The organism is Microbispora sp. NPDC046973, from assembly GCF_040644495.1.
In the GTDB taxonomy this organism is placed as follows: Bacteria; Actinomycetota; Actinomycetes; order Streptosporangiales; family Streptosporangiaceae; genus Microbispora.
In genome coordinates this window covers 169,575-192,691 of the sequence record NZ_JBEYWQ010000015.1, presented here as the reverse complement: position 1 = coordinate 192,691, position 23,117 = coordinate 169,575, and the positions used below count along the sequence as shown (strand labels likewise).

The 23,117-nt window shown below is 72.6% G+C and carries 23 protein-coding genes; 9 read left to right on the top strand and 14 right to left on the bottom strand.

The genetic code is table 11. From position 1 onward, the window contains the following. Positions 1 to 34 precede the first annotated feature (34 nt). A complete protein-coding gene (gene recG, locus ABZ860_RS26265) occupies positions 35 to 2,197 on the bottom strand; it encodes an ATP-dependent DNA helicase RecG (protein ID WP_357224852.1) in 2,163 nt (720 codons plus the stop codon). 36 nt (positions 2,198 to 2,233) lie between these two features. Beyond that, positions 2,234 to 3,808, bottom strand: coding sequence for a DAK2 domain-containing protein (locus ABZ860_RS26260; protein ID WP_357224850.1), 1,575 nt, complete (start codon positions 3,806 to 3,808; stop codon positions 2,234 to 2,236). A 206-nt stretch (positions 3,809 to 4,014) separates the two neighbouring features. Between ABZ860_RS26260 and rpmB the strand changes: the two genes are divergently transcribed. Both rpmB and ABZ860_RS26250 read left to right on the top strand, forming a co-directional pair. Then, positions 4,015 to 4,200 (top strand): 50S ribosomal protein L28, encoded by a 186-nt coding sequence (gene rpmB / locus ABZ860_RS26255; protein ID WP_079312702.1) that lies wholly within the window; start codon positions 4,015 to 4,017, stop codon positions 4,198 to 4,200. Positions 4,201 to 4,301: 101 nt separating this feature from the next. Next, positions 4,302 to 5,162, top strand: a complete 861-nt coding sequence (locus ABZ860_RS26250) for an NAD(P)H-binding protein (protein WP_357224848.1) — start codon at positions 4,302 to 4,304, stop codon at positions 5,160 to 5,162. 4 nt (positions 5,163 to 5,166) lie between these two features. Here the strand turns inward: ABZ860_RS26250 and thiD are convergent, their stop codons facing one another. The 3 genes from thiD to ABZ860_RS26235 all read right to left on the bottom strand — a co-directional run bounded on the left by thiD (position 5,167) and on the right by ABZ860_RS26235 (position 8,545). Beyond that, complete coding sequence (thiD, locus tag ABZ860_RS26245) at positions 5,167 to 5,973, bottom strand: bifunctional hydroxymethylpyrimidine kinase/phosphomethylpyrimidine kinase (RefSeq protein ID WP_357224845.1); 807 nt, start codon at positions 5,971 to 5,973, stop codon at positions 5,167 to 5,169. 68 nt (positions 5,974 to 6,041) lie between these two features. Then, complete coding sequence (locus ABZ860_RS26240) at positions 6,042 to 7,268, bottom strand: hypothetical protein (RefSeq protein WP_357224842.1); 1,227 nt, start codon at positions 7,266 to 7,268, stop codon at positions 6,042 to 6,044. Between the two features lie 326 nt (positions 7,269 to 7,594). Then, positions 7,595 to 8,545 (bottom strand): thiamine-phosphate kinase, encoded by a 951-nt coding sequence (locus ABZ860_RS26235; protein ID WP_357224902.1) that lies wholly within the window; start codon positions 8,543 to 8,545, stop codon positions 7,595 to 7,597. Positions 8,546 to 8,610: 65 nt separating this feature from the next. Here ABZ860_RS26235 and ABZ860_RS26230 point away from each other — a divergent pair, with 65 nt between their 5' ends. Then, the gene (locus ABZ860_RS26230; RefSeq protein WP_030506047.1) at positions 8,611 to 8,844 is read left to right on the top strand and encodes an Lrp/AsnC ligand binding domain-containing protein; all 234 of its coding nucleotides are present in this window, start codon (positions 8,611 to 8,613) and stop codon (positions 8,842 to 8,844) included. A gap of 23 nt (positions 8,845 to 8,867) precedes the next feature. Further along, positions 8,868 to 9,329 (top strand): DUF3515 domain-containing protein, encoded by a 462-nt coding sequence (locus ABZ860_RS26225; RefSeq protein WP_357224840.1) that lies wholly within the window; start codon positions 8,868 to 8,870, stop codon positions 9,327 to 9,329. On the opposite strand, the gene ABZ860_RS26220 is transcribed toward ABZ860_RS26225, so the two are convergent. The 3 genes from ABZ860_RS26220 to ABZ860_RS26210 all read right to left on the bottom strand — a co-directional run bounded on the left by ABZ860_RS26220 (position 9,330) and on the right by ABZ860_RS26210 (position 12,379). After that, positions 9,330 to 10,445, bottom strand: a complete 1,116-nt coding sequence (locus ABZ860_RS26220) for a D-alanine--D-alanine ligase family protein (protein ID WP_357224837.1) — start codon at positions 10,443 to 10,445, stop codon at positions 9,330 to 9,332. It abuts the gene before it with no gap. 75 nt (positions 10,446 to 10,520) lie between these two features. Beyond that, entirely contained in the window at positions 10,521 to 11,528 is a 1,008-nt protein-coding gene (locus ABZ860_RS26215) for an NAD(P)H-dependent glycerol-3-phosphate dehydrogenase (RefSeq protein WP_357224835.1), read from the bottom strand. 53 nt (positions 11,529 to 11,581) lie between these two features. Further along, the gene (locus tag ABZ860_RS26210; protein ID WP_357224833.1) at positions 11,582 to 12,379 is read right to left on the bottom strand and encodes a lysophospholipid acyltransferase family protein; all 798 of its coding nucleotides are present in this window, start codon (positions 12,377 to 12,379) and stop codon (positions 11,582 to 11,584) included. Positions 12,380 to 12,456: 77 nt separating this feature from the next. Between ABZ860_RS26210 and cofC the strand changes: the two genes are divergently transcribed. After that, positions 12,457 to 13,107, top strand: coding sequence for a 2-phospho-L-lactate guanylyltransferase (gene cofC / locus ABZ860_RS26205; RefSeq protein ID WP_357224830.1), 651 nt, complete (start codon positions 12,457 to 12,459; stop codon positions 13,105 to 13,107). Positions 13,108 to 13,227: 120 nt separating this feature from the next. Here the strand turns inward: cofC and ABZ860_RS26200 are convergent, their stop codons facing one another. Further along, positions 13,228 to 14,691 carry an MFS transporter gene (locus ABZ860_RS26200; protein WP_357224828.1) on the bottom strand — a complete coding sequence of 488 codons (1,464 nt, stop codon included), beginning with the start codon at positions 14,689 to 14,691 and terminating at the stop codon, positions 13,228 to 13,230. A gap of 199 nt (positions 14,692 to 14,890) precedes the next feature. On the opposite strand from ABZ860_RS26200, the gene ABZ860_RS26195 reads away from it, so the two are divergent. Continuing rightward, on the top strand, positions 14,891 to 15,646 hold the full coding sequence (locus tag ABZ860_RS26195) for a TetR/AcrR family transcriptional regulator (RefSeq protein WP_357224825.1): 756 nt from the start codon (positions 14,891 to 14,893) through the stop codon (positions 15,644 to 15,646). On the opposite strand, the gene ABZ860_RS26190 is transcribed toward ABZ860_RS26195, so the two are convergent. Beyond that, positions 15,643 to 16,875, bottom strand: a complete 1,233-nt coding sequence (locus tag ABZ860_RS26190) for an MFS transporter (protein WP_357224823.1) — start codon at positions 16,873 to 16,875, stop codon at positions 15,643 to 15,645. The genes ABZ860_RS26195 and ABZ860_RS26190 overlap by 4 nt on opposite strands. Positions 16,876 to 16,946: 71 nt before the next feature. Here ABZ860_RS26190 and ABZ860_RS26185 point away from each other — a divergent pair, with 71 nt between their 5' ends. After that, positions 16,947 to 17,147, top strand: coding sequence for a hypothetical protein (locus ABZ860_RS26185; protein WP_357224820.1), 201 nt, complete (start codon positions 16,947 to 16,949; stop codon positions 17,145 to 17,147). Positions 17,148 to 17,150: 3 nt separating this feature from the next. On the opposite strand, the gene ABZ860_RS26180 is transcribed toward ABZ860_RS26185, so the two are convergent. After that, on the bottom strand, positions 17,151 to 17,942 hold the full coding sequence (locus ABZ860_RS26180; protein ID WP_357224818.1) for an SDR family oxidoreductase: 792 nt from the start codon (positions 17,940 to 17,942) through the stop codon (positions 17,151 to 17,153). 111 nt (positions 17,943 to 18,053) lie between these two features. Between ABZ860_RS26180 and ABZ860_RS26175 the strand changes: the two genes are divergently transcribed. Continuing rightward, positions 18,054 to 18,668, top strand: coding sequence for a helix-turn-helix domain-containing protein (locus ABZ860_RS26175; protein WP_357224816.1), 615 nt, complete (start codon positions 18,054 to 18,056; stop codon positions 18,666 to 18,668). Positions 18,669 to 18,966: 298 nt separating this feature from the next. Further along, the gene (locus ABZ860_RS26170; RefSeq protein WP_357224814.1) at positions 18,967 to 19,149 is read left to right on the top strand and encodes a hypothetical protein; all 183 of its coding nucleotides are present in this window, start codon (positions 18,967 to 18,969) and stop codon (positions 19,147 to 19,149) included. Between the two features lie 16 nt (positions 19,150 to 19,165). On the opposite strand, the gene ABZ860_RS26165 is transcribed toward ABZ860_RS26170, so the two are convergent. The 3 genes from ABZ860_RS26165 to ABZ860_RS26155 all read right to left on the bottom strand — a co-directional run bounded on the left by ABZ860_RS26165 (position 19,166) and on the right by ABZ860_RS26155 (position 22,903). After that, positions 19,166 to 20,380, bottom strand: a complete 1,215-nt coding sequence (locus tag ABZ860_RS26165) for a DUF6596 domain-containing protein (RefSeq protein ID WP_357224811.1) — start codon at positions 20,378 to 20,380, stop codon at positions 19,166 to 19,168. Further along, complete coding sequence (locus ABZ860_RS26160) at positions 20,377 to 20,748, bottom strand: YciI family protein (protein WP_357224809.1); 372 nt, start codon at positions 20,746 to 20,748, stop codon at positions 20,377 to 20,379. The genes ABZ860_RS26165 and ABZ860_RS26160 overlap by 4 nt, the downstream gene beginning before the upstream one ends. A 148-nt stretch (positions 20,749 to 20,896) precedes the next feature. Further along, the gene (locus ABZ860_RS26155; protein WP_357224807.1) at positions 20,897 to 22,903 is read right to left on the bottom strand and encodes a SpoIIE family protein phosphatase; all 2,007 of its coding nucleotides are present in this window, start codon (positions 22,901 to 22,903) and stop codon (positions 20,897 to 20,899) included. Between the last annotated feature and the right edge of the window lie 214 nt (positions 22,904 to 23,117).

The following is a 23,117-nucleotide window of genomic DNA, read 5'->3' as shown; positions in this document are numbered from 1 at the left end:
CCCGCCCGGCGCCTGCCCGCCCGCACGCCGGCGGTCACGCCTTCTCGAGGAACTCGGCGCGTTCGTCGGCGACCATGGTGTCGATCTCGGCGCGCAGGGCCGGGTGGGCCGACAGCTCGGAATCGGCGGACAGCAGGGCGGTCGCCTCGGCGCGGGCGGTCTCGATCACGTCCTCGTCGCGCAGGAGCTGCAGCAACTTGAGCGAGGACCTGCGCCCCGACTGGGCGGCGCCGAGCACGTCCCCCTCCCTGCGCTGCTCCAGGTCGACACGGGACAGCTCGAACCCGTCGAGCGTCGCGGCCACCGCGTCGAGCCTGCGGCGCGCCTGGGTGCCCTCCGGGGCCTCGCTCACGAGCAGGCACAGCCCGGGCAGGCCGCCCCGGCCCACCCGGCCGCGCAACTGGTGGAGCTGGGAGACGCCGAAGCGGTCGGCGTCCATGATGACCATCACCGACGAGTTGGGGACGTCGACGCCGACCTCGATGACCGTGGTCGCGACCAGGACGTCGATCTCGCCCCGGGCGAAGGCGCGCATCGCCGCGTCCTTGTCCTCGGGCGCGAGCTTGCCGTGCAGCGCCTCGATCCGCAGGCCGGCCAGCGGCCCCTCCCCGAGCATGCGCGCGACGTCGAGCACGGCCAGGGGCGGCCTGCGCTCGTCGTCGTCCTTCGCCAGGTCGCCCTCGTCGCCCTCCTGGTCGCCGATGCGCGGGCACACCACGTACGCCTGGCGGCCCAGGCCGACCTCCTCCCGCACCCGTTGCCAGGCGCGGTCGAGGAAGTGGGGCTTCTCCGCGGCGGGCACCACGTGGGTGGTGATCGGGGCCCGGCCCGACGGGAGCTGGGACAGCGTGGAGACCTCCAGGTCGCCGAACACGGTCATCGCGACCGTCCGCGGGATCGGCGTCGCCGTCATGACCAGCACGTGGGGACGTCCGCCGCCGCCCTTCTCGCGCAGCGCGTCGCGCTGCTCGACGCCGAACCTGTGCTGCTCGTCCACCACGACCAGCCCGAGGTCGGCGAACTGGACGTGCTCCTGCAGCACCGCGTGGGTGCCGATCACGATGCCGGCCGCGCCGGAGGCCGCGTCGAGCAGCGCACCGCGCCGCGCGGCGGCCCCCATCGAGCCGGTCAGCAGCGCGACCCCGGTGCCGCCGAACATCCCGCCGGCCGCGAGATCGCCCAGCATGTTCACGATCGACCGGTGGTGCTGCTGGGCGAGGACCTCGGTGGGCGCGAGCAGCACGGCCTGCCCGCCGGAGTCGACCACCTGGAGCATCGCGCGCAGCGCGACCACCGTCTTGCCCGCGCCGACCTCGCCCTGCAGGAGCCGGTGCATGGGGTGCTCGCGCGCGAGGTCGGCGGCGATCTCCTCGCCGACCTGCCGCTGCCCCTCGGTGAGCTGGAACGGCAGCCGCTTGTCGAACTCGCGCAGCAGCCCGTCGTCGCGCCCCGGGCGGGCTCTGGCGAGCCAGGCGGACGCGGCCATGCGCCGCCGCACCAGGACGGCCTGCAGGACGAACGCCTCGTCGAACTTCAGCCGGTCGTGCGACCGGGCGACGTCCGCCTGGCTCTTGGGCCGGTGGATCCGCCGCAGCGCCTCCTCGATCGGCAGCAGCCCCAGGCGCTCCCGCATCTCTGCGGGCACCGGATCGTCCAGGCTGAGCACGTCGAGCACCGTGCGCACGGCCCGGCGGATCTTCCAGCTCGGCAGCCCCTGGGCGGAGGGGTAGATCGGCACCAGCGCGGAGGCGAACTCCTCGGCCGTCTCCTCCGTCTCGTCGAACGACTCGTACTCGGGGTGGGTGAGCGAGACGCGCCTGGTCCTCCCGCCGACGAAGACGCCGACCTTGCCGGAGAACATCGCCTCGGTGCCCGGGGTGAGCCGCTGCTCGGCGACGTAGGCGCCCTTGCCGAAGAAGGCCAGGTGCAGCTTCTCCTTGCCGTCGGTCACCTCGATGTCGAGCCAGGTGCCCTGCCGGTTCTTCATCGGCCTGCGCACGGCCGCCGACACCTTGGCGACCACGGTGACGTGCTCGTCGTGCTCCAGTGACGCGATGGGGGTCAGCTCCCCCCGCTGCGCGTATCGCCGCGGATAGTGGCGCAGCAGTTCACCGACCGTGCTGATGCCCAGCGCGCTCTCGAGCGGGGCGGCCGACCTGCCGACCACCTTCTTGAGCGGCTCGTCGAAGCTCGTCACGACACCAATTACTACCCGTACGGGCCGACAATCCGGCTACTCGACGCCGATCAGAAGGGGATAGCCGCCCTGCCCGCCCTCGTACACGACGATCTCCAGGTCCGGGCGGACCCGCTCCAGATGGTCGCGTACGGCGTGCAGGAGCGCCTCGGCCGCGCCGGCGCCGGTGACGAGCGTGACCAGCTCGCTGCCGCCGGAGACCAGGCGCCGGACGACCTCGACCGCGGTCGCGGCCAGGTCCGCGCCGATCAGCGCGACCTCGCCGTCCACCACCCCGAGCACGTCGCCGGGGCGGCAGATCCCGGCGCTGGTCATCGCCTCGCGGTCGGCCACCCACACGTGCCCGTGGCGGGTGTGCCCGGCGGCGTCGGTCATCGCCACGATGTCGTCGTCGAAGCGGCGCAGCGGATCGTGCACGGCCAGCGCGGCCAGTCCCTGCACCGACGCCCGGGTGGGCAGGACGCTGACCGTCACGCCCTCCTCCCTGGCCATCTCCGCCGCGGCCACGGCGACGTCGTACACGGCCGCGTCGTTGGGCAGCACCGCGACCTCGGTCCCGGCCTCGCGGACGGCCCGCAGCAGGGCCGCGGCCGCCGGGGCCGAGCCCGGCTCGCGCCGCACGACCACCGCTCCCGCCTCCCGGAACAGCGCGGCCAGGCCGTCACCGGCGGCGACCGCGACGACGCCCCTCGCCGGGCCCGGCTCGTGCGGCCGTCCTCCGAGGTAGGTCACCTTGATCCGATGGGGGCGTCCCGCCCGCAGCCCGGCCTCGATCGCCGCGCCCGCGTCGTCCACGTGGACGTGGACGTTCCACAGGCCCTCCCCGCCGACGACCACCAGGCTGTCCCCCAGCCCGTCGAGCTCGTCCCTCAGCCGGTCCACCGCGTGCGCGCCGGCGTCCAGGAGGTACATGACCTCGTAACCGGGGCCGCCCGCGTCCAGCCGTCGGAGCTCCTCCGGCGCGATCCGCCCGGCCGGGGCGGGCACCTCGTGCCGCTCGCTGTACGCCTCGGTCACCACCTCGGCCAGACTCTCCAGCATGATCACCAGTCCGGCCGCGCCCGCGTCCACCACGCCGTTGCGGGACAGCACGCCGAGCTGTCCCGTCGTACGGCGCAGGGCCCGCCGCGCCTCGTCCGCCGCCCGGCAGGCCACCTCGCCCAGGTCGTCGGGCGCGTCGCGCGCGGCGTGCGCCGCGGCCGACAGCACGCTCAGCACCGTGCCCTCCACCGGGCGGACCACCGCCGCCCTGGCCATCTCGGCCGCCCTCGTGAGGCCGTCGCGCAGGTCGGCGCCGCCTCCCGGCGCCCGCCCGAGCACCTCGCCCATGCCCCTGACGGCCTGGCTCACGATCACCCCGGAGTTGCCCCGCGCGCCGAGCAGGGCCCCGCGCGTCAGGGCCTCCCACGTGGCGTCCGCCCCCGCGTCGCCGGGCAGCGCGTCCACCGCCTCGGCCGCCGACAGGATCGTGAGGTGCAGGTTCGTGCCGGTGTCCCCGTCGGGCACGGGGAACACGTTGAGCGCGTCGATCTCCGCCCTAGCCCGGCCGAGGGCCGCCGCGCAGTGGCGCGACCAGCGGCGGACCGCGGGGGGATCGAGCACCTTGAGCATCCGGCCGACCTTCCTTCCGCGCGCTCCCGCCCCTCGATGCGCTACCGTTGGCGGGTACGAGACTATCCCCGTTCGCCGGAGTCCCGTTTGGCATGCACCGGTGAACATCGGATATCCTCGTGTGGCCAGCCGGTTGTCCCGGCATTGCTCGGACGAGCCGCTGCACCGGCGCCGGGCCGATCGACTGATTCAAAGGAGCGATTACCGTGGCTTCCGTCTGCGACGTCTGCGCCAAGAAGCCGATTTTCGGCAACAACATCTCCCACTCGCACCGCCGCACCCGCCGCCGCTGGAACCCCAACATCCAGACCGTGCGCGCGGTGGTCAACGGGACGCCGAAGCGGATGAACGTCTGCACCTCCTGCATCAAGGCGGGCAAGGTCTCGCGCTGACCGTCTGACTCCCTCGAGAGCCCGTCACCGGATCGGTGGCGGGCTCTTGTGTTCTCCGGTGACCGGCGACGGCGGGGGCGCACCGGAATATCCGGCGCGCGGTGCTGTTGGTCACGGTCATGGCCCAGATTCTCGTGACGGGCGCGACCGGCAACGTCGGCCGGGAAGTCGCGGCCCGGCTCGTATCCGCCGGCGTCCCGGTGCGCGCGTTCGTCCGCGATGCCCTGACGACCCGCCTGCCGCAGGGCGTGGAGATCGCGACAGGAGACCTGTCCGAGCCGGGAACCCTGGAAAAGGCGCTGACCGGGATCACGACGGTGTTCCTGGTCTGGCCCTTCCTCACCTCCGAGGGCGCGCCGGCCGTCCTCACGCCGATCGCGGGCTCCGCCCGCCGCCTCGTCTACCTGTCGTCGTCCGGCGTGAACGAGGACGCCGAGCGGCAGACCGATCCGATCAACCGGCTCCACGCCGACATGGAGCGCCTCGTCGCGGCGTCGGGCCTGGAGTGGACCATCCTGCGGGCCGACACGATCGCGTCGAACGCTCTGGGATGGGCCGGGCAGATCCGGCGGGACGGTGTCGTACGCGGCCCCGACATCGCGCCCACGGCGGTGGTCCACCAGGCCGACGTGGCGGCCGTGGCGGCACGGGTGCTGACCGGCGACGGGCACGTGGGCGCCACGCACGTGCTGACCGGGCCGCAGGTGGTGAGCAGGGCCGACCAGGTCCGCATGATCGGCGAGGCGATCGGCCGCCCGCTGCGCTTCGAGAAGGTCCCCGTGGAGGTGGCGCGGGAGCGGATGCTCGCGGACGGAAGGCCGCCCGCCCTGGTCGAGGCACTGCTGGCCGGCACGCGACGGCCCCGCTCCGACCTGATCACCTCGACGGTGGAAGAGATCACGGGCAGGCCAGCACGGACGTTCCGGGAATGGGCCGCCGACCACGCCGGCGACTTCCGCTGACGACTCAGGCGTCCGCCCGCATCCGCCAGCCGTGGTCCACGGGGCCGATGCCCGCACCCAGGGGGAAGCCGTGCGCGATCGCGCCCGTCACGTACTCCTTGGCCTGCCGTACGGCGGCGGGCACGTCCTCGCCGAGAGCGAGGTAGGACGCGATCGCGGAGGCGAGCGTGCAGCCGGTGCCGTGGGTGTGCCGGTTGTCGTGCCGCTCTGCGGTGAGGCGGTACGCGCTCGACCCGTCGGTGAGCAGGTCCACCGGCTCTCCGGGGAGGTGGCCGCCCTTGATCAGCGCCCACTTCGGGCCGAGGGCCAGCACGGCCTCGGCGGCGCGGGGCATGTCGTCGGCGTCCTCGACCTTGACGCCCGTGAGCTGCTCGACCTCCCACAGGTTGGGGGTGACCACGGTCGCGGCCGGCAGCAGCACCCTCTTGACGGTCTCCACGGCCTCCGGCGCGAGCAGGCTGTCGCCGTGCTTGGACACGCCGACCGGGTCCACGACGACGGGCGCGGTCACGCCCGCGAGCACCTCCGCGACGGTCTCCACCAGCACGGACGACGCCAGCATGCCCGTCTTGATCGCCTGGGCGCCGATGTCGCCGAGGACCGAGTCGAGCTGTGCCCGCACCGCCTCGGGAGGCAGTTCCCAGTAGCCCTGCACCCCCAGTGAGTTCTGCGCCGTCACGGCCGCGATGACGCTCATGCCGTGCACGCCGAGGGCCAGCATGGTCTTCAGGTCGGCCTGGATGCCGGCGCCGCCGCCGGAGTCCGAGCCCGCGATGGTCAGGACACGTGGTGGGGTGGTCATGCGCCCCATCCAACCAAAGCGCCCACCACTCCCCCGAAAACGCCCCGTCCCCGGCCGGGCGGATGCGGTGCGGGTGGTCAGTCGCCGCGCCGGGACGCGCCGGGGCCGGTCACCTCGCATCGCCCCTCGGAGAGCGCGCAGTCGGCGGGTGCGGCCGACGCGCCGTCGGCGCGGACGGTGAGCGTCAGCGCGCCGCCCTCGTCCAGCGCGGTCCGCGCGCTCAGGGTCAGGGTGTCCCCCTGCTGCCGCCAGTCCGCCCCCTCGACCGCCGTCACCCGGCCGCCGACGGCCAGCCGGATGGTCCATGAGGGCAGGGCCGGCCCCTCGTTGCGTACGGTGATCCGGGCCGCGTACCCGGCCTCGTCACGGGTTGTCACCTCGAACCGCACCCGTACCGCCGGACCGCCGCCGGCGAGAGCGGACTCCGCCCGCACCGTGTTCGCGCGGTTCGTGCGGTTCGCGCGGTTCGTGCCGGTGTCGACCTGGTCCCCGCCCGCGGTGTCCCCGGAGGCCCCGCTGTTCCCGGTGTTCCCGGTGTTCTCGGCGTCGTCGAGCGCGGTGTCGCCGGGCGTCGCGTCGTCGGACACGGGGCCCGTCGTGTCGTCCGGGGCGGCCGTGACGGCGGCGGGACCATCGCCCACCCGCGGAGACGCGTGGGCCGACGCGCGCGGGGCGGCGGTGGACGGGGTGCGCGTGCGGGAGGACGCGTGGTCGCGGTCCCGGCCCTTCGAGGCCGCCGTGGGAACCGGTGTGGCCTGGGGAGCCGCCGACCCGCCCCGCCCGGTGTCCTTCGGCTCGGAACCGGTCGTGCCCGAGTCCTCCTGGCCCGGCTGGTCCCGGCCGTCCCGGACCGGGTCGCCGGTCGGAGCGCCGGTCGAGTCACCGGGCGCGGGCGTCTCGCCGAGGGCCTGGCCGGAGCCGGACGCACCGGACGGCCCGCCAGAGGCGGCGCAGTTCTCCGAGGTCGGGCAGGCCGTCGTCGGCTGCTCCATGGTCAGGGAGGTCCGCCCGGCGATGAGCCGTGCGCCGCCGGTCGTGACCCCCACGGCCAGCAGCACCGACAGCCCCGACACGAGCGCCAGCCGCCGCATGCGTCTCGGCTGCTTCGCGTGGTCGTCCCGGTCCTGCCCGGGAAGGCCGCCGTCCCCGGCGCCCCCGGACGCCGCCAGACGCTCGGACGGTGCCGGCCGCCCCGGCGATGCCAGGCTCTCGGACTCCAGCCTCTCGGGCGACAGGGCGGCGAACATCCGGGTCGTCGCCTCCGAGGGCGGCACGGGCCACAGCACGGCGCCGCCGGTTGTCACAGCGCCACCGCTTGTCACAGCATCGCCGCTTGTCACACCGGTCGTCGCCGGAGGCGGCGCCGGCCAGGGTGCGTCCCCGCCGCTCGGGCGCGCCCCGGGGTGGCCGATCCCGGTAAGGGTGTGCGGGCTGTCACCCGGCGTCGCCGGAGGACGGAAGGCCAGGTGGTCCGGGGCGGCACCCCTCCCCGAAGGGTCGTCCTGAGACGGAGAGGGCTGACCCTCTCGTGCCTTGCGTCCTGCCGTGTGACGGCCCATGACGGTCCTTCCTGTTGCCTGACCGCCATACTTAATAACAGATCTAATACGCCGATGTCACAAATTTCACATCATGCACGGAAGTGATCCCATCCCCCTTTCGTCCAGGTCTGTCCGTCGACTCGCACTCCGCTCCCCTCGGTGACCGCCCCTATGAGCGTCCATTCGGGCGGCAGCCGCACCTCGGGAGGGAACGTCGCGGCCAGAGCGTGGTCGTCGCCGCCGGTCAGCACCCACTCCAGGGGGTCCGCGCCGAGTTCGCGCGCCGCCGCGGACAACGCCTGCGGCACGGGCAGGGCGGCGGCGTCCAGTTCGACGGCCACGCCGCTCGCGTCCGCGACGTGGCCGAGGTCCTGCAGCAGGCCGTCGCTGACGTCGAGCATCGCCGTCGCGCCGAGCAGGGCGGCCCGCGGACCACAGGGGTACGGCGGCCGGGGACGGCGGTGCGCCTCCAGCAGGGTCACGAGATCCGGGGAATCACCGGTCGCTCCCGCACCGAGCAGCGCCAGGCCCGCCGCGGCGTGGCCGAGGCGGCCCGCCACCGCGACCACGTCGCCGGGACGCGCGCCCGACCGGGTCACCGGGGATCGGCCGCCGAGGTCGCCCAGCGCGGTCACGCCGAGCACGACGGTCTCCGAGCGGGCGATGTCGCCGCCCGCCACGGTCGCCCCCACCAGGTCGCACTCGTCGCGGAAGCCGTCGGTCAGGGCGTCCACCCAGTCGGCGCCGACGTCCGCGGGCAACCCCAGGCCGACCACGAGGGCGGTGGGATCGGCCCCCATGGCAACGATGTCGGAAAGATTCTGTGCCGCCGCCTTACGGCCGATGTCGTAGCCGCTCGACCAGTCGCGGCGGAAATGCCTACCCTCGATCAGCAGGTCCGTGCTCACGACAACCCGCCCGTCGGGGGCCTTCAGGACCGCGGCGTCGTCGCCGGGGCCCAGCAGTACGGCCGCAGTCTGCGGAAGGCGTCCTGATATCCGCTGAATTACTCCGAATTCGCCGAGATCTCCGACTGTGATAGCACACCCCTAGTGCATTCGAGGTACGGTTACGCTCCGGCACTGATCTCTACCCGGAGGGCGTCATGGTGCAGGCCTACATCCTTATCCAGACCGAGGTCGGCAGGGCCGCCAACGTGGCCGAGGAGATCTCCTCCATCCCCGGGGTGACACAGGCCGAGGATGTCACCGGCCCCTACGACGTGATCGTCCGCGCCCAGGCCAACAACGTGGACGAGCTCGGCAAGCTCGTGGTGGCCCAGATCCAGGCCGTGCACGGCATCACCCGTACACTGACGTGTCCGATCGTCCACATCTGAGCGGAACACGAGCCGGGGAGACGATGCGAGAGGCGAAGGGGCCCGTACGCGCCGGCGCCGCGCCGGCAGGCATGGTCCTGGCGGCGCTCGCCCTGCTCGCGGGCTGCTCGTCCACCGTCCACGTGGAGCCGCCCACGCCGACCGGCGAGGCGGCGGCGGCCTGCCGCAGGCTCGACGCGGCGCTGCCGAAGACGCTCGACGGGCTCGACCGGGTCGGCTCCGAGCCGCCCTCGCCGTACGTCGCCGTCTGGGGAGACGGCCAGATCGCCCTGCGCTGCGGCGTGCCCCGGCCTGCCGCGATGGAGCCGACCGCGGAGGTCGCCGACATCAACGGCGTCGGCTGGTTCCAGGACCCGCGCCGGCCCACGCTGTTCACGTCCACCAACCGGGTCGCGTACGTCGAGGTGACGATCGGGCAGGAGCACCAGGCGGGGGCCGTGCTGGTCGACCTGGCCGAGCCGATCAAGTCGAGCATCCCGGAGTGACTACCGCAGGCCCGCCGGCCGGCGCAGCGCGAGCTGGATCAGCCGCTCGACCAGGCCGGCGTACGGCAGGCCGGTGGCGGCCCACAGCTGCGGCGCGACCGACAGCGACGTGAAGCCCGGCATGGTGTTGATCTCGTTGACGATCAGGTCGCCGGACGGCGTGTAGAAGAAGTCGACGCGCGACAGGCCCTCGCAGCCGAGCGCCTCGAACGCGCGCACGGCCATGGACCGCAGTGTCTCGGCCACCTCGTCCGGGATGTCGGCCGGTGCCTGGAGCTCCATCTGGTCGGGGTAGTACTTGGCCTCGAAGTCGAAGAACTCGCGGTCGCCCCGGACGAGCACCTCGCCGGGGACGCTCGCCTCGGGGGCGGCGTCGCCGAGCGACTCCAGCACCGCGCACTCGATCTCCCGGCCGACGATGGCGGCCTCGACCAGCACCTTCGGGTCGTGCTCGCGGGCGAGTTCGATCGCCGCCTCCAGCGACTCGGGGTCGTGCGCCTTGGAGATGCCCTGCGACGACCCGGCCCTGGACGGCTTGACGAACACCGGCCAGCCCAGTTCCTCGATCTCCTTGAGCACCCGGCCGCGGTCGAGCCGCCAGTCGCGGTCGCGTACGACCACGAACGGGCCGACCGGCAGCCCGGCGGCGCGCAGCACGAGCTTCATGTACGCCTTGTCCATGCCGACCGCGCTGGCCAGCACGCCCGAGCCCACGTAGCGGACGCCGGCCATCTCCAGCAGGCCCTGGATCGTCCCGTCCTCGCCGAACGGGCCGTGCAGCATGGGGAACACGACGTCCACCCGGCCGAGCGCGCGCGGGATCTCACCGGATTCGAGGGCCACGAGAGCGCCGGAGTCTCCCGGGAGCGCGAGCGCCGTGCCGGAGTCGTCCACGACGGGCAGGCGGCCGGACTCGATCGCGTAGGACTGGTTGCCCGACGCCAGCACCCAGCGCCCGTCCTGGGCGATGCCGATGGGGATGACGTCGTACTTCGACCGGTCGATGGCCTCCAGCACACTGCCGGCGCCCATCAGGGAAACGGCGTGCTCGGAGTTGCGGCCGCCGAAGACGACTGCCACGCGCACGCGTGACGGGGACTCGCGATCCTCATTCATGATGCCCGAATCTACCGTGTTCGGGGCGCAAAACGGCTTGTCAGCCGCGCGCGTCGCGGAGGTCCGATTCCCTGATCAGACGCCGTAGCGCTCCGGCTTGGGAGTACGCGACATCAGCAGCACGGCGGCCTCACCGGGGGTCATGCCGTCGTGAACGACGCCGACGACCACCTCGGTGATGGGCATCTCCACGTCGTGCTTCCTGGCCAGTTCGAGCACCGACTCGCACGACTTGACCCCCTCGGCCGTCTGCTTCGTGGCGGCGACGACCTCGGCCATCGTCATGCCGCGGCCCAGGTTCTCCCCGAAGGTGCGGTTGCGCGACAGCGGCGAGGTGCAGGTGGCGACGAGGTCGCCCATCCCGGCGAGGCCGGCGAAGGTGTGCTGGTCCGCCCCGAGCACCGCGCCCAGCCGGGCGATCTCGGCCAGCCCCCGCGTCATGAGCGTCGCCCGCACGTTGTCGCCCAGGCCCATGCCGACCGCGACGCCGACGGCCAGCGCGATGACGTTCTTGACCGCGCCGCCGAGTTCGACGCCCACCACGTCGGGGTTCGTGTAGGTCCGGAACCACGGCAGGTGACACGCCTCCTGGAGCCGGGCGGCCACCTCCTCGTCGGAGCAGGCGACGACGGCCGCGGCGGGCTGCCGCTGGGCCAGTTCGGGGACCAGGTTGGGCCCGGAGACCACGGCCACCCGGCGCTCCGGCACCTCGGCCACCTCGCAGATGACCTCGCTCATCCGCTTGCAGGTGCCGAGCTCGACGCCCTTCATCAGGCTGACCAGCACGGCCTCCGGCGGAATGTGGGGCTTCCACACCTGGAGATTGGCGCGCAGCGTCTGGGACGGCACCGCGAGGACCACGAAGTCGGCGCCGTCCATGGCCTCGGCGGGGTCGGTCGTGGCGCGGATCGTGTCGGGCAGCCGCGTCCCCGGCAGATACTCGGGGTTCTCCCGGGTCTCGTTGATCGCGTCGACGATCTCCGCCCGCCTGCCCCACAGGGTCGTGGAGGTGCCGGCCTCGGCGAGGATCATCGCGAACGTGGTGCCCCACGAGCCCGTTCCGAAAACAGCCGCCCTGCTCACTGGCCGCACCACTCCTCTTGCTCCGCGCGCTCCTCCCTCACCGTACGCTCCGCTCAGCCGCCGGCCGCGTTCTTCGGGTCATAAGGGACCTCCGGCGCCTTCTCGTCCCGAATCTCGGCGAGCAGGTCGGTGATGGCGGCCGTGATGTCCGCGGTCGCGTCGCGCAGGACCGAGCCGCGCATGGGCTGCCCGGCGTACTTGGACAGGTCGACGGGCGGCCCGGTCAGCACGTGGAAGGTCTTGCGGGGCAGCAGCCGGGGCTTCTTCTCCCCGTACGGCAGCAACTCCTGGGCGCCCCAGTGGGCGATCGGGATGACCGGCACGCCGGTCGCGAGGGCCAGCCGGGCGACGCCGGTCTTGCCGACCATCGGCCACAGCTCGGGATCACGGGTGATCGTGCCTTCGGGATAGAACAGGATGCAGGCGCCCTTCCGCAGCCGCTCCTCCGCGGTCTTGAGCGACTTGGTGGCCTCGGTGCTGTTCCGCTCGACCGGGATGGCCTGGAGCTGGGCGACGGCGTGACCCAGCAGGGGGATCCGGAAGATCCCCGCCTTGGCCAGGATCGTCGGCCACCGCCCGTTGTTGTACAGGTAGTGCGCGAGCAGCACGGGGTCGGACCACGACAGGTGGTTGGCCGCGATGATCAGTCCGCCGCTGCGCGGGATGTGCTCCCCGCCGCGCCACCGGCGCTTCACGAACAGCCGCGAGATCGGCTTGACGACGACGACCGCGAGCGTCTCCCAGAAGCGCGGCGGCCGGCCGGCACGCCGGCTCACCGTTGCGGGGGCGGGGGCCGCGGGTGTGGCGGCAGGAGTGGTCGGGTCGGGCGAGGGCTCGCTGGGGTGGCTCACAGGGTCTCCAAATCACCGGGATCCGGGACAAGTCTCCCGGTTGGCCATGCGCGATGTCGAGGCGGGATGCTACAGGCATGCACCTCGCGCGATGGTCAATAGTGGTCCCGGTGAAGACCCTGATCCGGGCCAAGACGCGGCTCGCGGCGGCGGCCGGCCCGCACCGGGCCGATCTGGCGGTCGCGGTGGCCTCCGACACCGTGACGGCGGCGCTGCGGTGCCCGCTGGTGGCGCGCGTGGTGGTCGTGACGGCCGACCCGCTGCCCGCGCGGCGGCTGGCCGCGCTCGGCGCCCACGTGGTGGCCGATCCCGACCGGGGGCTGAACACCGCCCTGCGGACCGGGGCGGAGCAGGCCGTACGGCTCGCGCCCGACGACGCCGTCGGCGCCCTGCAGGCCGACCTGCCCGCCCTGCGGCCCGCGGAGCTGGAGACGGTGCTCGCGGCGGCGCTGGAGTTCGACCAGGCGTTCGTCCCCGACGCCGCCGAGGTGGGAACCACCTTCTACGGCGTGCGGCCGGGCGTGTCCTTCCGTCCCGGGTTCGGCGGCGAGTCGCGGGTCAGGCACCTGTCTCGCGGGGCCAAGGAGCTGACCCCTCCGGGGATCGCGTCCGTGCGCAGGGACGTGGACACCGTGGAGGACCTGCGCGACGCCCTGGCCCTGGGCGTCGGCCCCGCGACCGCCGAGGTCGCGGCCCTGATCCTCGGCGGCACCGGCCCGCGACTTTGATCCTCTGCGGCACTGCCCGGCGACTTTGATCCTCGGCCCTGACGGCTCGCGCTGGGCTCTGGAAAAAGGCGACCACGCCGGGCCCCCGCTCCGGCGTGGTCGGTCACCCGTGACGTCGCGTCAGTGGGCCGCCTCCGCGTTCTCGCGGGCCTGCTTGGGCAGGAGGAAGGCCACGACGAAGGTGAGCAGGAGCATTCCGGCGACCACCCAGAGGGTGATCTTCATGGCCTGGTCGAAGCTCCCTGCGGTGGGCACGTCGCCGAGCAGGTCGAAGAAGACCGTGCCGAGCAGGGCCACACCGAACGCGTTGCCCAGCTGCTGCACCGCCGTCAGCGTGCCGGACGCCGAGCCCGTCTCGTGCTCCTCCACGCCGGCGAGCACGATGTCGAAGAAGGGCGACATCAGCAGGCCCATGCCGATACCGCTGACGACCAGCGCGGGGGTGAGCTGCCAGGGGCTGACGTGCGTGCCCGCGATGTTCAGCGTGAGCAGGACGCCGAGCACGCCCAGCGTCATGACCAGGGTGCCGCCCTGGAGCAGCCTGCGCCCGAACTTCTGCAGGCCCTGTGCGAGCCCGAATCCGAGGATCATGCCACCCGACCAGGGCACCATCGCGAGTCCCGCCTTGAGCGCCGAGTAACCGAGCCCCAGCTGGCAGTAGAGGTTGAAGGCCAGCATGAACCCGGCCATGCCGGAGAAGAACACCATGCCGGTGAACAGGCCGCCGGTGAACGCACGCTTGCGGAACAGGCTCGGCACGATCAGCGGGTCGCCGCCCGCGCGACTGCGGCGGGACTGGAACCAGCCGAAGACGGCGAACACGAGCACCGAGGCGGCGAGCATGACGAACGCCCACGCGGGCCAGTCGTGCTCCCGGCCCTGCACCAGCGGGTAGATCACCAGGAAGGCGCCCACGGACGCGAGCGCGACCCCGGCCAGGTCGAGCCGCGGCGGCTGCGCAGACCGCGACTCGGGCAGGAAGCGCATCCCGGCGAGCAACGCGGCCAGACCGAGCGGCAGGTTGATGAAGAAGATCATCCGCCAGCTCGTGCCCCAGAAGTCGGCCGTCACGAGCCAGCCGGCGAGGATCGGGCCCCCGACGGCCGACAACCCCATGACCGGCCCGAACATGCCGAACGCCTTGCCCATCTCCGCGGGCGGGAACATCTCCTTGATCATGCCGAGGCCCTGCGGGAGCATGACCGAGCCGAACAGGCCCTGGATCACCCGGGCGCCGATCAGCATCTCGGGCGACTGGGCGACGGCGCACAGCAGGGAACCCACGGTGAATCCGGCGGCTCCGATCAGGAACATGCGCCTGCGGCCGAAGATGTCCCCGAGCCGCCCACCGGTGATCAGCCCCACGGCCATCGAGAGCGTGTAGGCGGCGCCCAGCCATTGGATGACGGCCTCGGAGCCGCCGAGGTCGGCGCGCATCTCGGGCGCCGCGATGTTGGTGACCATCGCGTCGAGAAGGTCCATGACCTCCCCGGCGAGGATCACGAAGAGAGCGGCCCAGCGCCAGCGGTACGGCGCCCCGGTCGCCGGCGCCGCGGACGCGGTCGCCGTGATGGGTTCCGACATCATCCCTCCCTAGGGGACTGAACAGTGTTCATAATAAAGTGAGCGCTGTTCTATCACCGATCAGTGTTCAGCGCCAAGTTCGATGTTCACCACGATATATCTCGTTTGCGCGAGGCACAAGATATATCTCGTTTGCAGAGCAGTGTTCGTGAACGCGGAGCGGTGTTCATAGCATGGGCGGAACAGCGGGAGGTCCTTCATGACACAGCCGGACATGCCCACACCGCCGTGGGAGCGTCCGCCCAGGCGACGTACGCCGGCCAGGGTGCCCCTCACCCGGGAGCGGATCGTCGACGCCGCCTTCACGATCCTCGACAGGGAGGGCTACGACCGGCTGAGCATGCGGCAGGTGGCCGCCGAGCTCGGCGTCGCCGTCTCGGCGCTGTACGTCCACGTACGCGACAAGGACGACCTGCTGCAGCTCATGTACACCCGGATGTTCGAGGGCTACGAGATTCCCGAGCCGGACCCCGAGCACTGGCAGGAGCAGGTCAGGGATTTCGCCCGCCGGGCGCGTGAGCGGCTGCTGAGCCGTCGCGACCTGGCGAAGCTCGCGATGGGGCACGTCCCGTTCACGCCGGAGCTGCTCCCCTATGTCGAGCGGCTGATGGCCGTCCTCGGCGCCTCCGGGATGCCACGGCGGGTTCTGGCCATCTCCGGCGACATGCTGTCGACGTACATCAACGGGTTCGCGCTGGAGGAGAGCCTCTGGCAGCAGCGTTACCGCGAGGCGCACACCTCGTGGCACAAGCTGCGCGAGGAGATCAACGAATACTTCGCCTCGCTGCCGCCCGACCGGTTCCCGAACCTGGTGGCGCTCGCCGACATCATGATGGACGAGTCGAACGACTACCGGTTCGAGCTCGGCCTGGAGATCATCCTGCGCGGCCTCGCCTCGTACATCGGCGAGCCGGACCCCGGCGAGGAGCACGGGGAGACGCACGGGGAGAGCTAGGAGACCTGGCGGATCCGCGGCGCGAGCAGGACCGGCAGGTGGGCGAGCGTGTAGGCCCCGCAGGCGGCCCAGAACGCGACACGCACCCCGGCGAGCTGGCCGAGCGTGCCCGCCAGCAGTCCGCCGAGCGGCATCGGGCCCCACATCAGGAACCGCATGGTGGCGCTCAGGCGGCCGAGCAGGTGCGGCGGGCAGATCGACTGGCGGTAGGCGCCCTGGGCCACGCTGAAGACGGTGGTCGCCACCCCACTGGCCGCCAGGGCCACCGGAAGGATCAGCAGGCGGGGGCCCGCCGCCGTCAGCGCGAGCGGGGCGGTGCAGACCGTGGCCGCCCATGCCGCGGCGTACATGGCCCGGCCCGTTCCCAGGCGGGCCGCGATCCGCGGGGCGAGCCAGGCGCCGGCCACCCCGCCCACCGCGCCGGCCGACAGCAGCGTCCCGTACGCGCCGGGGCTGGTGCCGACCTCGCGGACGAGGTAGAGCGGCACCGTGGCCGACCACAGGCCGAACGACAGCATCATCAGCGCCCCGACGGCGGCCACCCGGCGCAGGACCGGCTGCCCGGCGACGAACAGGAGCCCTTCGGCGATCTCCGGCCACAGCCGGCCTCCGCCTCGGACGTCCCTTTCGCCGGGCTTCTCGTCCGCCCGTACGCCGAGGAGCAGCAGCGCGGATCCCGCGTAGCTGAGGGCGTCGGCGACCACCGCGATCGGGGCGGTGAGCGCCTGCACCAGCCAGCCGCCGATCCCCGGGCCCGCGAGCTGGGCGAGCGACTGGTTCGCGGCGAGCGCGCCATGCCCGCGGGCGAGGTCCTCCCGGCCGACGATGGACGGGAGGTAGCTCTGGTGGGCGACGTCGAAGAAGACCGTGCACAGCCCGTCCAGCAGGGCCACGGCGTACAGCTGGGGCAGGCCGAGCACGCCGAGCACGGCCGCGGCCGGGATCGACAGCAGCGCCAGCGCGCGGACCGCGTCGGCGGCGACCAGCACGGGACGGCGCCGCATCCGGTCCACCCAGGCTCCGGCGGGCAGGCCGGCCAGCAGGAACGCCACCATCGTGGCGGCGGTGAGCAGCCCCACCTGGAACGGGCTCGCGTGGAGGGTGAGCGCCGCCGTGAGCGGCAGGGCGACCAGGGAGACCTCGCTGCCGAGCTTGCTGATCGCGTCGGCACCGGCGTATCGCCGGAAGTCACGGGCGCGCCACAGGCTCCTCGGTGCCGCCTCGGTCATGGCGGCACATGCTGGCAGAGGGAAGATCTACTGGTCAAAGGATTTTCCGCGGGCGGCGGTAGGCTTGCGGCGTGCAGGCGACGGTGCAGACTTTCGACCCCGCGACCCGCTCGGGCTGGGTCTTCCTCGACGACGGCACCCGGATCCCGTTCGAGGGTGAGGCGTTCGACGCCGGGCCGCTGCGGCACCTGCGCCCCGGCCAGCGGGTCGCCCTCGTCATGACGGACGGCCGCGTCACCTACGTGACGCTCTCCACGTTCCCGACGCCCTGATCTTCAGACCGTCTTGATCGCTCCCCCGTCGATCACCAGGTCCGCGCCGTTGACGCTCGCCGCGTGCGGGGAGGCGAGGTAGGTCACGAGGGAGGCCACCTCCGCCGGTTCGACCAGCCGTCCCGTGGTCATGCCCGTCTGGGCCGGCAACCCGGCCAGCAACTGCTCGTGCGGCACCCCCAGCGCCGCCGCCAGCTCGGCGCCGTAACCGTCGGGCGCCTCCCACATCGCGGTGCGCACCGCACCGGGCGAGACCGTGTTCACCCGCACCCCCTGCGGCCCGAACTCCTCCGCCAGGGCCTTGCCGAACGCGGTGAGCGCCGCCTTCGCCGTGGTGTACGGCACCGGACCCGCGTGCGGCATGCGGGCGCCGTTCGAGGAGATGTTCACGATCACGCCGCGACGGCGCAGGACGCCGGGCAGCGCGGCGCGGGTCGTTCGGACGGCGGCGAAGAAGTTGAGCTCGAACCAGGTGAGCCACTCGTCGTCGGCGAAGCCGAGGAATCCCCGGACGGCGTTCGCGCTGGGGTCCCCGCCGCCCACGTTGTTGACCAGCAGGTCGAGGTCCTCCCCCAGCTCGGCGACGGCGCGCTCGACCAGGTGCGCCGGGCCCTCGGGCGTCGAGAGGTCCACCGGCACGGCGATCGCGCCGGTCTCCTTCAGCTCCGCGGTGACGTTCCGCGCCGCCGCCACCACGCGGACGCCCTCCGCGGCGAGCGCGGCGACGGTCGCCAGCCCGATGCCGCGGCTGGCACCCGTCACCAGCGCCGTACGTCCCTTCAGCCCCATGTCCATACCGAACTCCTCACGCAGTAGGCGCAACTCCGATGACACAGAAACACTATTACTCGCTACATTCATGTTGCAAGTACGGAGACAGTCGGAGCCGTTCGGTAGCATGTGACGGTGACGACAGCCCAGCGGTCTTCGCAGCAGGGGACACGTCCGCTCCGGGCCGACTCGGAGCGGACGGTGCGGACGATCCTCGAGGCGGCCGAGCGCGTGTTCGCCGCCAACCCGGCGGCCACCATGGAGCAGGTCGCCCAGGCGGCGGGAGTCGCCCGGACGACGGTCCATCGCCGCTTCGCCACCCGCGAGGCCCTGGTGGAGGAGCTCACCGGCTGGGCCGCCCGCCAGTTCGCCGAGGCCGTCGCATCGGCCCACACGGACAGCACCCCGCCCCTCGTCGCGCTCTACCAGGTCACCGCCAACGTCCTGCGCGTGAAGACGGACTGGTGGTTCGCCATGGGCCGTACGGCCGACGGCGCCCATCCCGAGGCCGCCCGCGTGCACGCCGAGGTCCGCGACGGCTGCGACCGGCTGTTCCGCCGGGCCCGCGAGGCGGGCGTGCTGCGTCCCGACGCCGATCTCGACTGGACCCGCCGCGTCTACTACGCCCTCATCCACGAGGCCGCCGCCGAGGGAGCGTCCGGGGGAGGGGACGCCGAGGCCCTCGCGACCCGGGTCGTGGACACCCTGCTGCGCGGGTTCGGCTCCGCCGCCGCGCCGGTCATCGCCTGACCGCGCCCTCACCCCTCCCTGACCGCGCCCTCATCAGGGCGGGTTTGACCCGATCAGCGGGCCGGGGTTCTACTGGAAAGGCCCTTACGCGAGGGGTCCGAGATCGACAGACGCCGCGGGCGACCGTGAGGAGGTGGTCGGGATGACTTCCGGCAGTGGTCCGCAACCAGCCCGTCCCGTCACCTTCCCCGGCACGACGCGCGGCTCCGGCGTCGCCGAGGCGGTCACCGGCCGCTGTCACGCCAGGTGACGGGTTCTCATCCGTGCCGGACGCCCGGCACGAGACAGGAGGTCCGTCATGACGATCACGATTTCCGTTCCGTTCGCGCTGCCGCAGATCCTGCGCCGGACGGCCCGTGTCCTGTTCCCCGTCCTGATGCCTCTCGCCCTCGCGCTGGTGGGTTCCGCCGAGGCGGGGCTCGGCCTGCAGGTGGGGCTGGAAATCGCGCTGCTGGTCCTCCGGCACCTGCTGGGGATCTGAGGGTCGGGGGCGGAGCCTATGCCCTCACCCGACCGGCCCGGGACTCCAGATAGCGCTGCTCGGCGATGCTGGCGGTGGCCTTCGCGGCGCGCCGGTAGTGCTCGTACGCCCCGGCCGTGTCGCCGGTCTTCTCCAGCAGATGCGCGCGCACGGACAGCAACCGGTGATGCCCGGCCATCCGCTCGTCGTCGTCCAAGGTGGACAGCAGGGCCAGCCCGGCCCGCGGGCCCTCGATCTCGGCGAGCGCGATCGCCCGGTTGAGGGTGACCATCGGGTTGGGCGCGATCCGTTCCAGGATCAGATAAAGGGCGTGCACCTGCGACCAGTCGGTCTCCCCGGCCGTGGCCGCGTCGGCGTGCGTGGCGGCGATCGCGGCCTGCAGCTGGTAAGGCCCCAGCGCCGGGCCGGCCAGCGACGCCTTGACCAGCTCGACGCCCTCCTCGATGAGCCCGCGGTCCCACTTCGTGCGGTCCTGCTCGTCGAGCGGCACCAGGTCGCCCGCCGGGGTCGTACGGGCCTGCCTGCGGGCGTGGGTCAGCAGCATCAGCGCGAGCAGCCCGGTCACCTCGCCGTCCTCGGGCAGCTGGGCGTGCACCATCCGGGTCAGCCGGATCGCCTCGTGCGCGAGGTCGGCGCGGTGCAGCGCGCTGCCTGAGGAGGCGGTGTAGCCCTCGTTGAAGATCAGGTAGAGCACGTGCAGGACGACCAGGAGCCGCTCCTGGAGCTCCGCGCCGTCCGGCAGGCGGAAGGAGCTGCCGGCGGCCCTGATCCGCTGCTTGGCCCGGCTGATCCTGGCCGCCATCGTGGCCTCGGGCACCAGGAACGCGCGGGCGATCTCGGCGGTGGTCAGGCCGCCGACCGCCCGCAGCGTCAGGGCGATCTGGGAGGCCGCCGTCAGCGTGGGATGACAGCACAGGAACAGCAGGACGAGCGTGTCGTCGGTGTCCGGCACCTCCTCCGGCGGCACCTCGACGGCGGCCGTCGCCGACTCCCGCTCGCGGCGCGCGTGGTCGCTGCGCAGCTGGTCGATCAGCCGCCGGGACGCGACGGTCAGCAGCCAGCCGCGCGGGTTGTCCGGCACGCCCTCGGACGGCCACTGCACGGCGGCGGCGAGGACGGCCTCCTGCACGGCGTCCTCACAGCCTTCGAACTGGCCGTGCCGGCGTACCAACGCGCCGAGGACCTGCGGCGTGAGCTCGCGCAGCAGGTCCTCGGCAATCGGTGCTGTCATGCCTCCAATTGTCCGTCGGCGAACATGACCTGCCGCACCTCGATCCCGAGACCCTCGATCGCGGCGTCCGGGATCTGCGCCGCCAGTTCGATCGCCCGCTCCTTGTTCTCGCAGTCGAGCAGGTAGAAGCCGCCCAGATACTCCTTGGACTCCAGGAAGGGACCGTCGGTGACCACCCGCCGGCCGTCGCGCACCGACACCACCGCCGCCTGCGACGGGTCGACCAACGCCTGCGTGGTGATCAGCTCGCCGGACTGCTTCAGCGCCTCCATGAACCTGCCGTGGCCCTCGCCGATCGCCGCCCTCTCCTCGTCGGTCAGCGCGTCCAGCACGGCCGGGTTGATGTGCAGGCTGATCAGAAACTTCATCTCGTTCTCCTCGTGGCTCGCGAGCCCCCTCGGGCCCTTCCACCCATTGGTCGGAGCCGCCGCCGCCGTCTTGACACCTACCCGTGTCGAAAAACCGCCCGGTGCTCCGGCCACTCGCTGGGACGTCGAGCGGGTGAGGATCACCGGCTCAGCGCCCTGCCGCCGGCACCCGCAGCGCGATCATGGCGACGTCGTCCTCTCCCGCCATCGGCATCCTGGTGAGCAGTTCGTCGCAGAACCGGTCCAGTGGTTCGCGGGCGAGCGGCTCCGCGCACCGCCGCAGCCGCTTCAGCCCTTCGCAGAGATCCTCTCCCCGCCGCTCGACGAGGCCGTCGGTGTAGAGCAGCAGGGTGCTGTGCGGCGGCAGCGGCTCCACGGCGCTGATCCACGGCTGGTCGTGGCTGAGGCCGAGAAGGGGGTTGCCCGCGTCCTGGAGGAATCGGCCCTCCCCCTCGCCGGTCACCAGCAAGGGCGGTGGGTGCCCGGCCACCGAGTACGCCAGCCGCCACCCGCCCTCGTCGTCCCTTTCCAGGCGGGCCAGGACGCAGGTGGCCGTGCTCTCGCCGTTCAGGGTCTCCAGGGCGCTGTTCAGCCGCCGCAGGACGTCGCCGGGGAACTCGTCGCGGTCGACGGCGAGCGCCCGCAGCATGTTGCGGACCTGGCTCATGGACACGGCGGCGGCCAGGTCGTGCCCGGCCACGTCGCCGATGACCAGCTTGAGGGCGCCGCCGGACAGCAGGAACGCGTCGTACCAGTCTCCGCCGATCTCCGCGGCGGTCGGGCTCGCCTGGTAGCGCGCGGCGAGCTCAAGGCCGGGGACGTGGGGCGGCTCGGCGAGCAGGCTGTGCTGCAGGGCCAGCGCCACCCGCTGGGTGCGGCGGAAGCGCAGAGCCTTGCTGATCGCGTCGTGGGCGTGGTCGAGCATCTCCCGCGTCAGGTCGACGTCGTCCGGCGCGATCGGCGGCCGTTCCCCGCAGGCGCCGATCACGACCACGGCCGCCACCTCGCCTTGGACGACGATGGGCAGGAGGGTCACGTTGTGCGACCCGGTCTCGGCCATCCACGTCCTGACGGTGTCTGGGCAGGGAAACGGAGGAGAGCCCGGAGGGAAGGACAGCTGGACCGGGCGGCGCCGCCGCACCGCGCGCACGAACGGGCCATCCGGAAGGTGATACTCCTTGCGCCGCGTCGGCAGCCTCGGCAAGCCGGCGCTGACGGCGGTGGCGATGCGTTCGGTGACGATCGGCGCGTGCGGGAAGCCACCGCTCGACTCGGGACGCAGGTACACGTCACACGAGTCGGCGAGCTCCGGCACGATCACGTCGGCGATGGCCTGGCACATCTCCTCCAGGTTGGTGATGTCGGTCGCCGCGGCCGCGGCTCGGTCCAGCAGCCGGCGGCGGCGCTCCTCCTGCCACTCCTGCTCGACGTCGGCGGAGGCACCCACCCACTCCACCACGACGCCGTCCTCGTACACGGGTACGGCCCGGAAGCGGATGTGCCGGTAGACGCCGTCCGACCCGGCGACGCGGAAGACCTGCTCCCAGATCGGGTTCGCCAGTTCGGCGGCCCGGGCCCAGGCGTCCAGTGCCCGCTCGCGGTCCTCGGGGTGCAGGGCCTGCAGCCACCCGTAACCGCGGCTCTCCTCCCATGTCTGCCCCGACATGCGCTGCCAGCTCTGGCTCGGCTCCTCGGCCTCGCCGTGCGGACCGGCCACCCACACCATGTGCGCGCCCGCCCACACCATGCTCTTGTAACGGCGCATGAGGCGGTGCCGCTCCTTCGTCAGGGCGCGAATCCGCCGTGTGGCGACGACCTGCTCCGTGACCTCCTGGATCACCGCCAGCAGTCCGCGCTCGCCGCCCTGGAGGGGAATCCCGGAAAGGCTCATCCGGAAGTGGCGCTCGTGTGGTCCGCCGCTCCGGTCCACGGTCACGCAGACCTCGTCGAGGCGCGTGGTCTCCCCTGTCTCGCGGATCTCGTCGAGCATGGCTAGGGTGTCCTGCCCGAGGACGTCACGCAGGCCCTCCCGGACCGGCACCCCGACCGGCCGGTCCCCGAACATCGCGTGGAAGGCATCGTTCGTGTAGAGCAACCGATGGTCTTCCCCCCGGGTCACCAGGACTGCTCCCGGCGTCTGGTCGAAGACGCCCATCGGTACGCGGCTGATCTCTTGTTGTCGGCCGGCTTGCACTGCATCTTCCCCCGGTTGAACCGTACGCACACGGTCGGCGGGTCCCCCGCATACGCGCCCCGCGACTCGCTTACGTGAAGATTACACGCGTTTGCGCAGGTCAAGAAGGTGCGTCACGGCTCGGTGCGGCTGCGGCACGGGCCGGAAACGACGAACGGCGCCCGGGGGCTCCGAG

Excerpts from the sequence above, each read along its gene's own strand:
- ABZ860_RS26225 (WP_357224840.1), top strand. The coding sequence starts at position 8,868 with ATGCGAGAGGCGAAGGGGCCCGTACGCGCCGGCGCCGCGCCGGCAGGC.
- thiD (WP_357224845.1), bottom strand. The coding sequence starts at position 5,973 with ATGGGGCGCATGACCACCCCACCACGTGTCCTGACCATCGCGGGCTCG.
- ABZ860_RS26180 (WP_357224818.1), bottom strand. The coding sequence starts at position 17,942 with ATGGACATGGGGCTGAAGGGACGTACGGCGCTGGTGACGGGTGCCAGC.
- ABZ860_RS26190 (WP_357224823.1), bottom strand. The coding sequence starts at position 16,875 with ATGACCGAGGCGGCACCGAGGAGCCTGTGGCGCGCCCGTGACTTCCGG.
- cofC (WP_357224830.1), top strand. The coding sequence starts at position 12,457 with ATGCACCTCGCGCGATGGTCAATAGTGGTCCCGGTGAAGACCCTGATC.
- ABZ860_RS26170 (WP_357224814.1), top strand. The coding sequence starts at position 18,967 with ATGACGATCACGATTTCCGTTCCGTTCGCGCTGCCGCAGATCCTGCGC.
- ABZ860_RS26155 (WP_357224807.1), bottom strand. The coding sequence starts at position 22,903 with ATGGGCGTCTTCGACCAGACGCCGGGAGCAGTCCTGGTGACCCGGGGG.
- ABZ860_RS26200 (WP_357224828.1), bottom strand. The coding sequence starts at position 14,691 with ATGTCGGAACCCATCACGGCGACCGCGTCCGCGGCGCCGGCGACCGGG.
- ABZ860_RS26260 (WP_357224850.1), bottom strand. The coding sequence starts at position 3,808 with ATGCTCAAGGTGCTCGATCCCCCCGCGGTCCGCCGCTGGTCGCGCCAC.
- ABZ860_RS26220 (WP_357224837.1), bottom strand. The coding sequence starts at position 10,445 with ATGAATGAGGATCGCGAGTCCCCGTCACGCGTGCGCGTGGCAGTCGTC.
- ABZ860_RS26160 (WP_357224809.1), bottom strand. The coding sequence starts at position 20,748 with ATGAAGTTTCTGATCAGCCTGCACATCAACCCGGCCGTGCTGGACGCG.
- ABZ860_RS26165 (WP_357224811.1), bottom strand. The coding sequence starts at position 20,380 with ATGACAGCACCGATTGCCGAGGACCTGCTGCGCGAGCTCACGCCGCAG.
- ABZ860_RS26230 (WP_030506047.1), top strand. The coding sequence starts at position 8,611 with ATGGTGCAGGCCTACATCCTTATCCAGACCGAGGTCGGCAGGGCCGCC.
- ABZ860_RS26195 (WP_357224825.1), top strand. The coding sequence starts at position 14,891 with ATGACACAGCCGGACATGCCCACACCGCCGTGGGAGCGTCCGCCCAGG.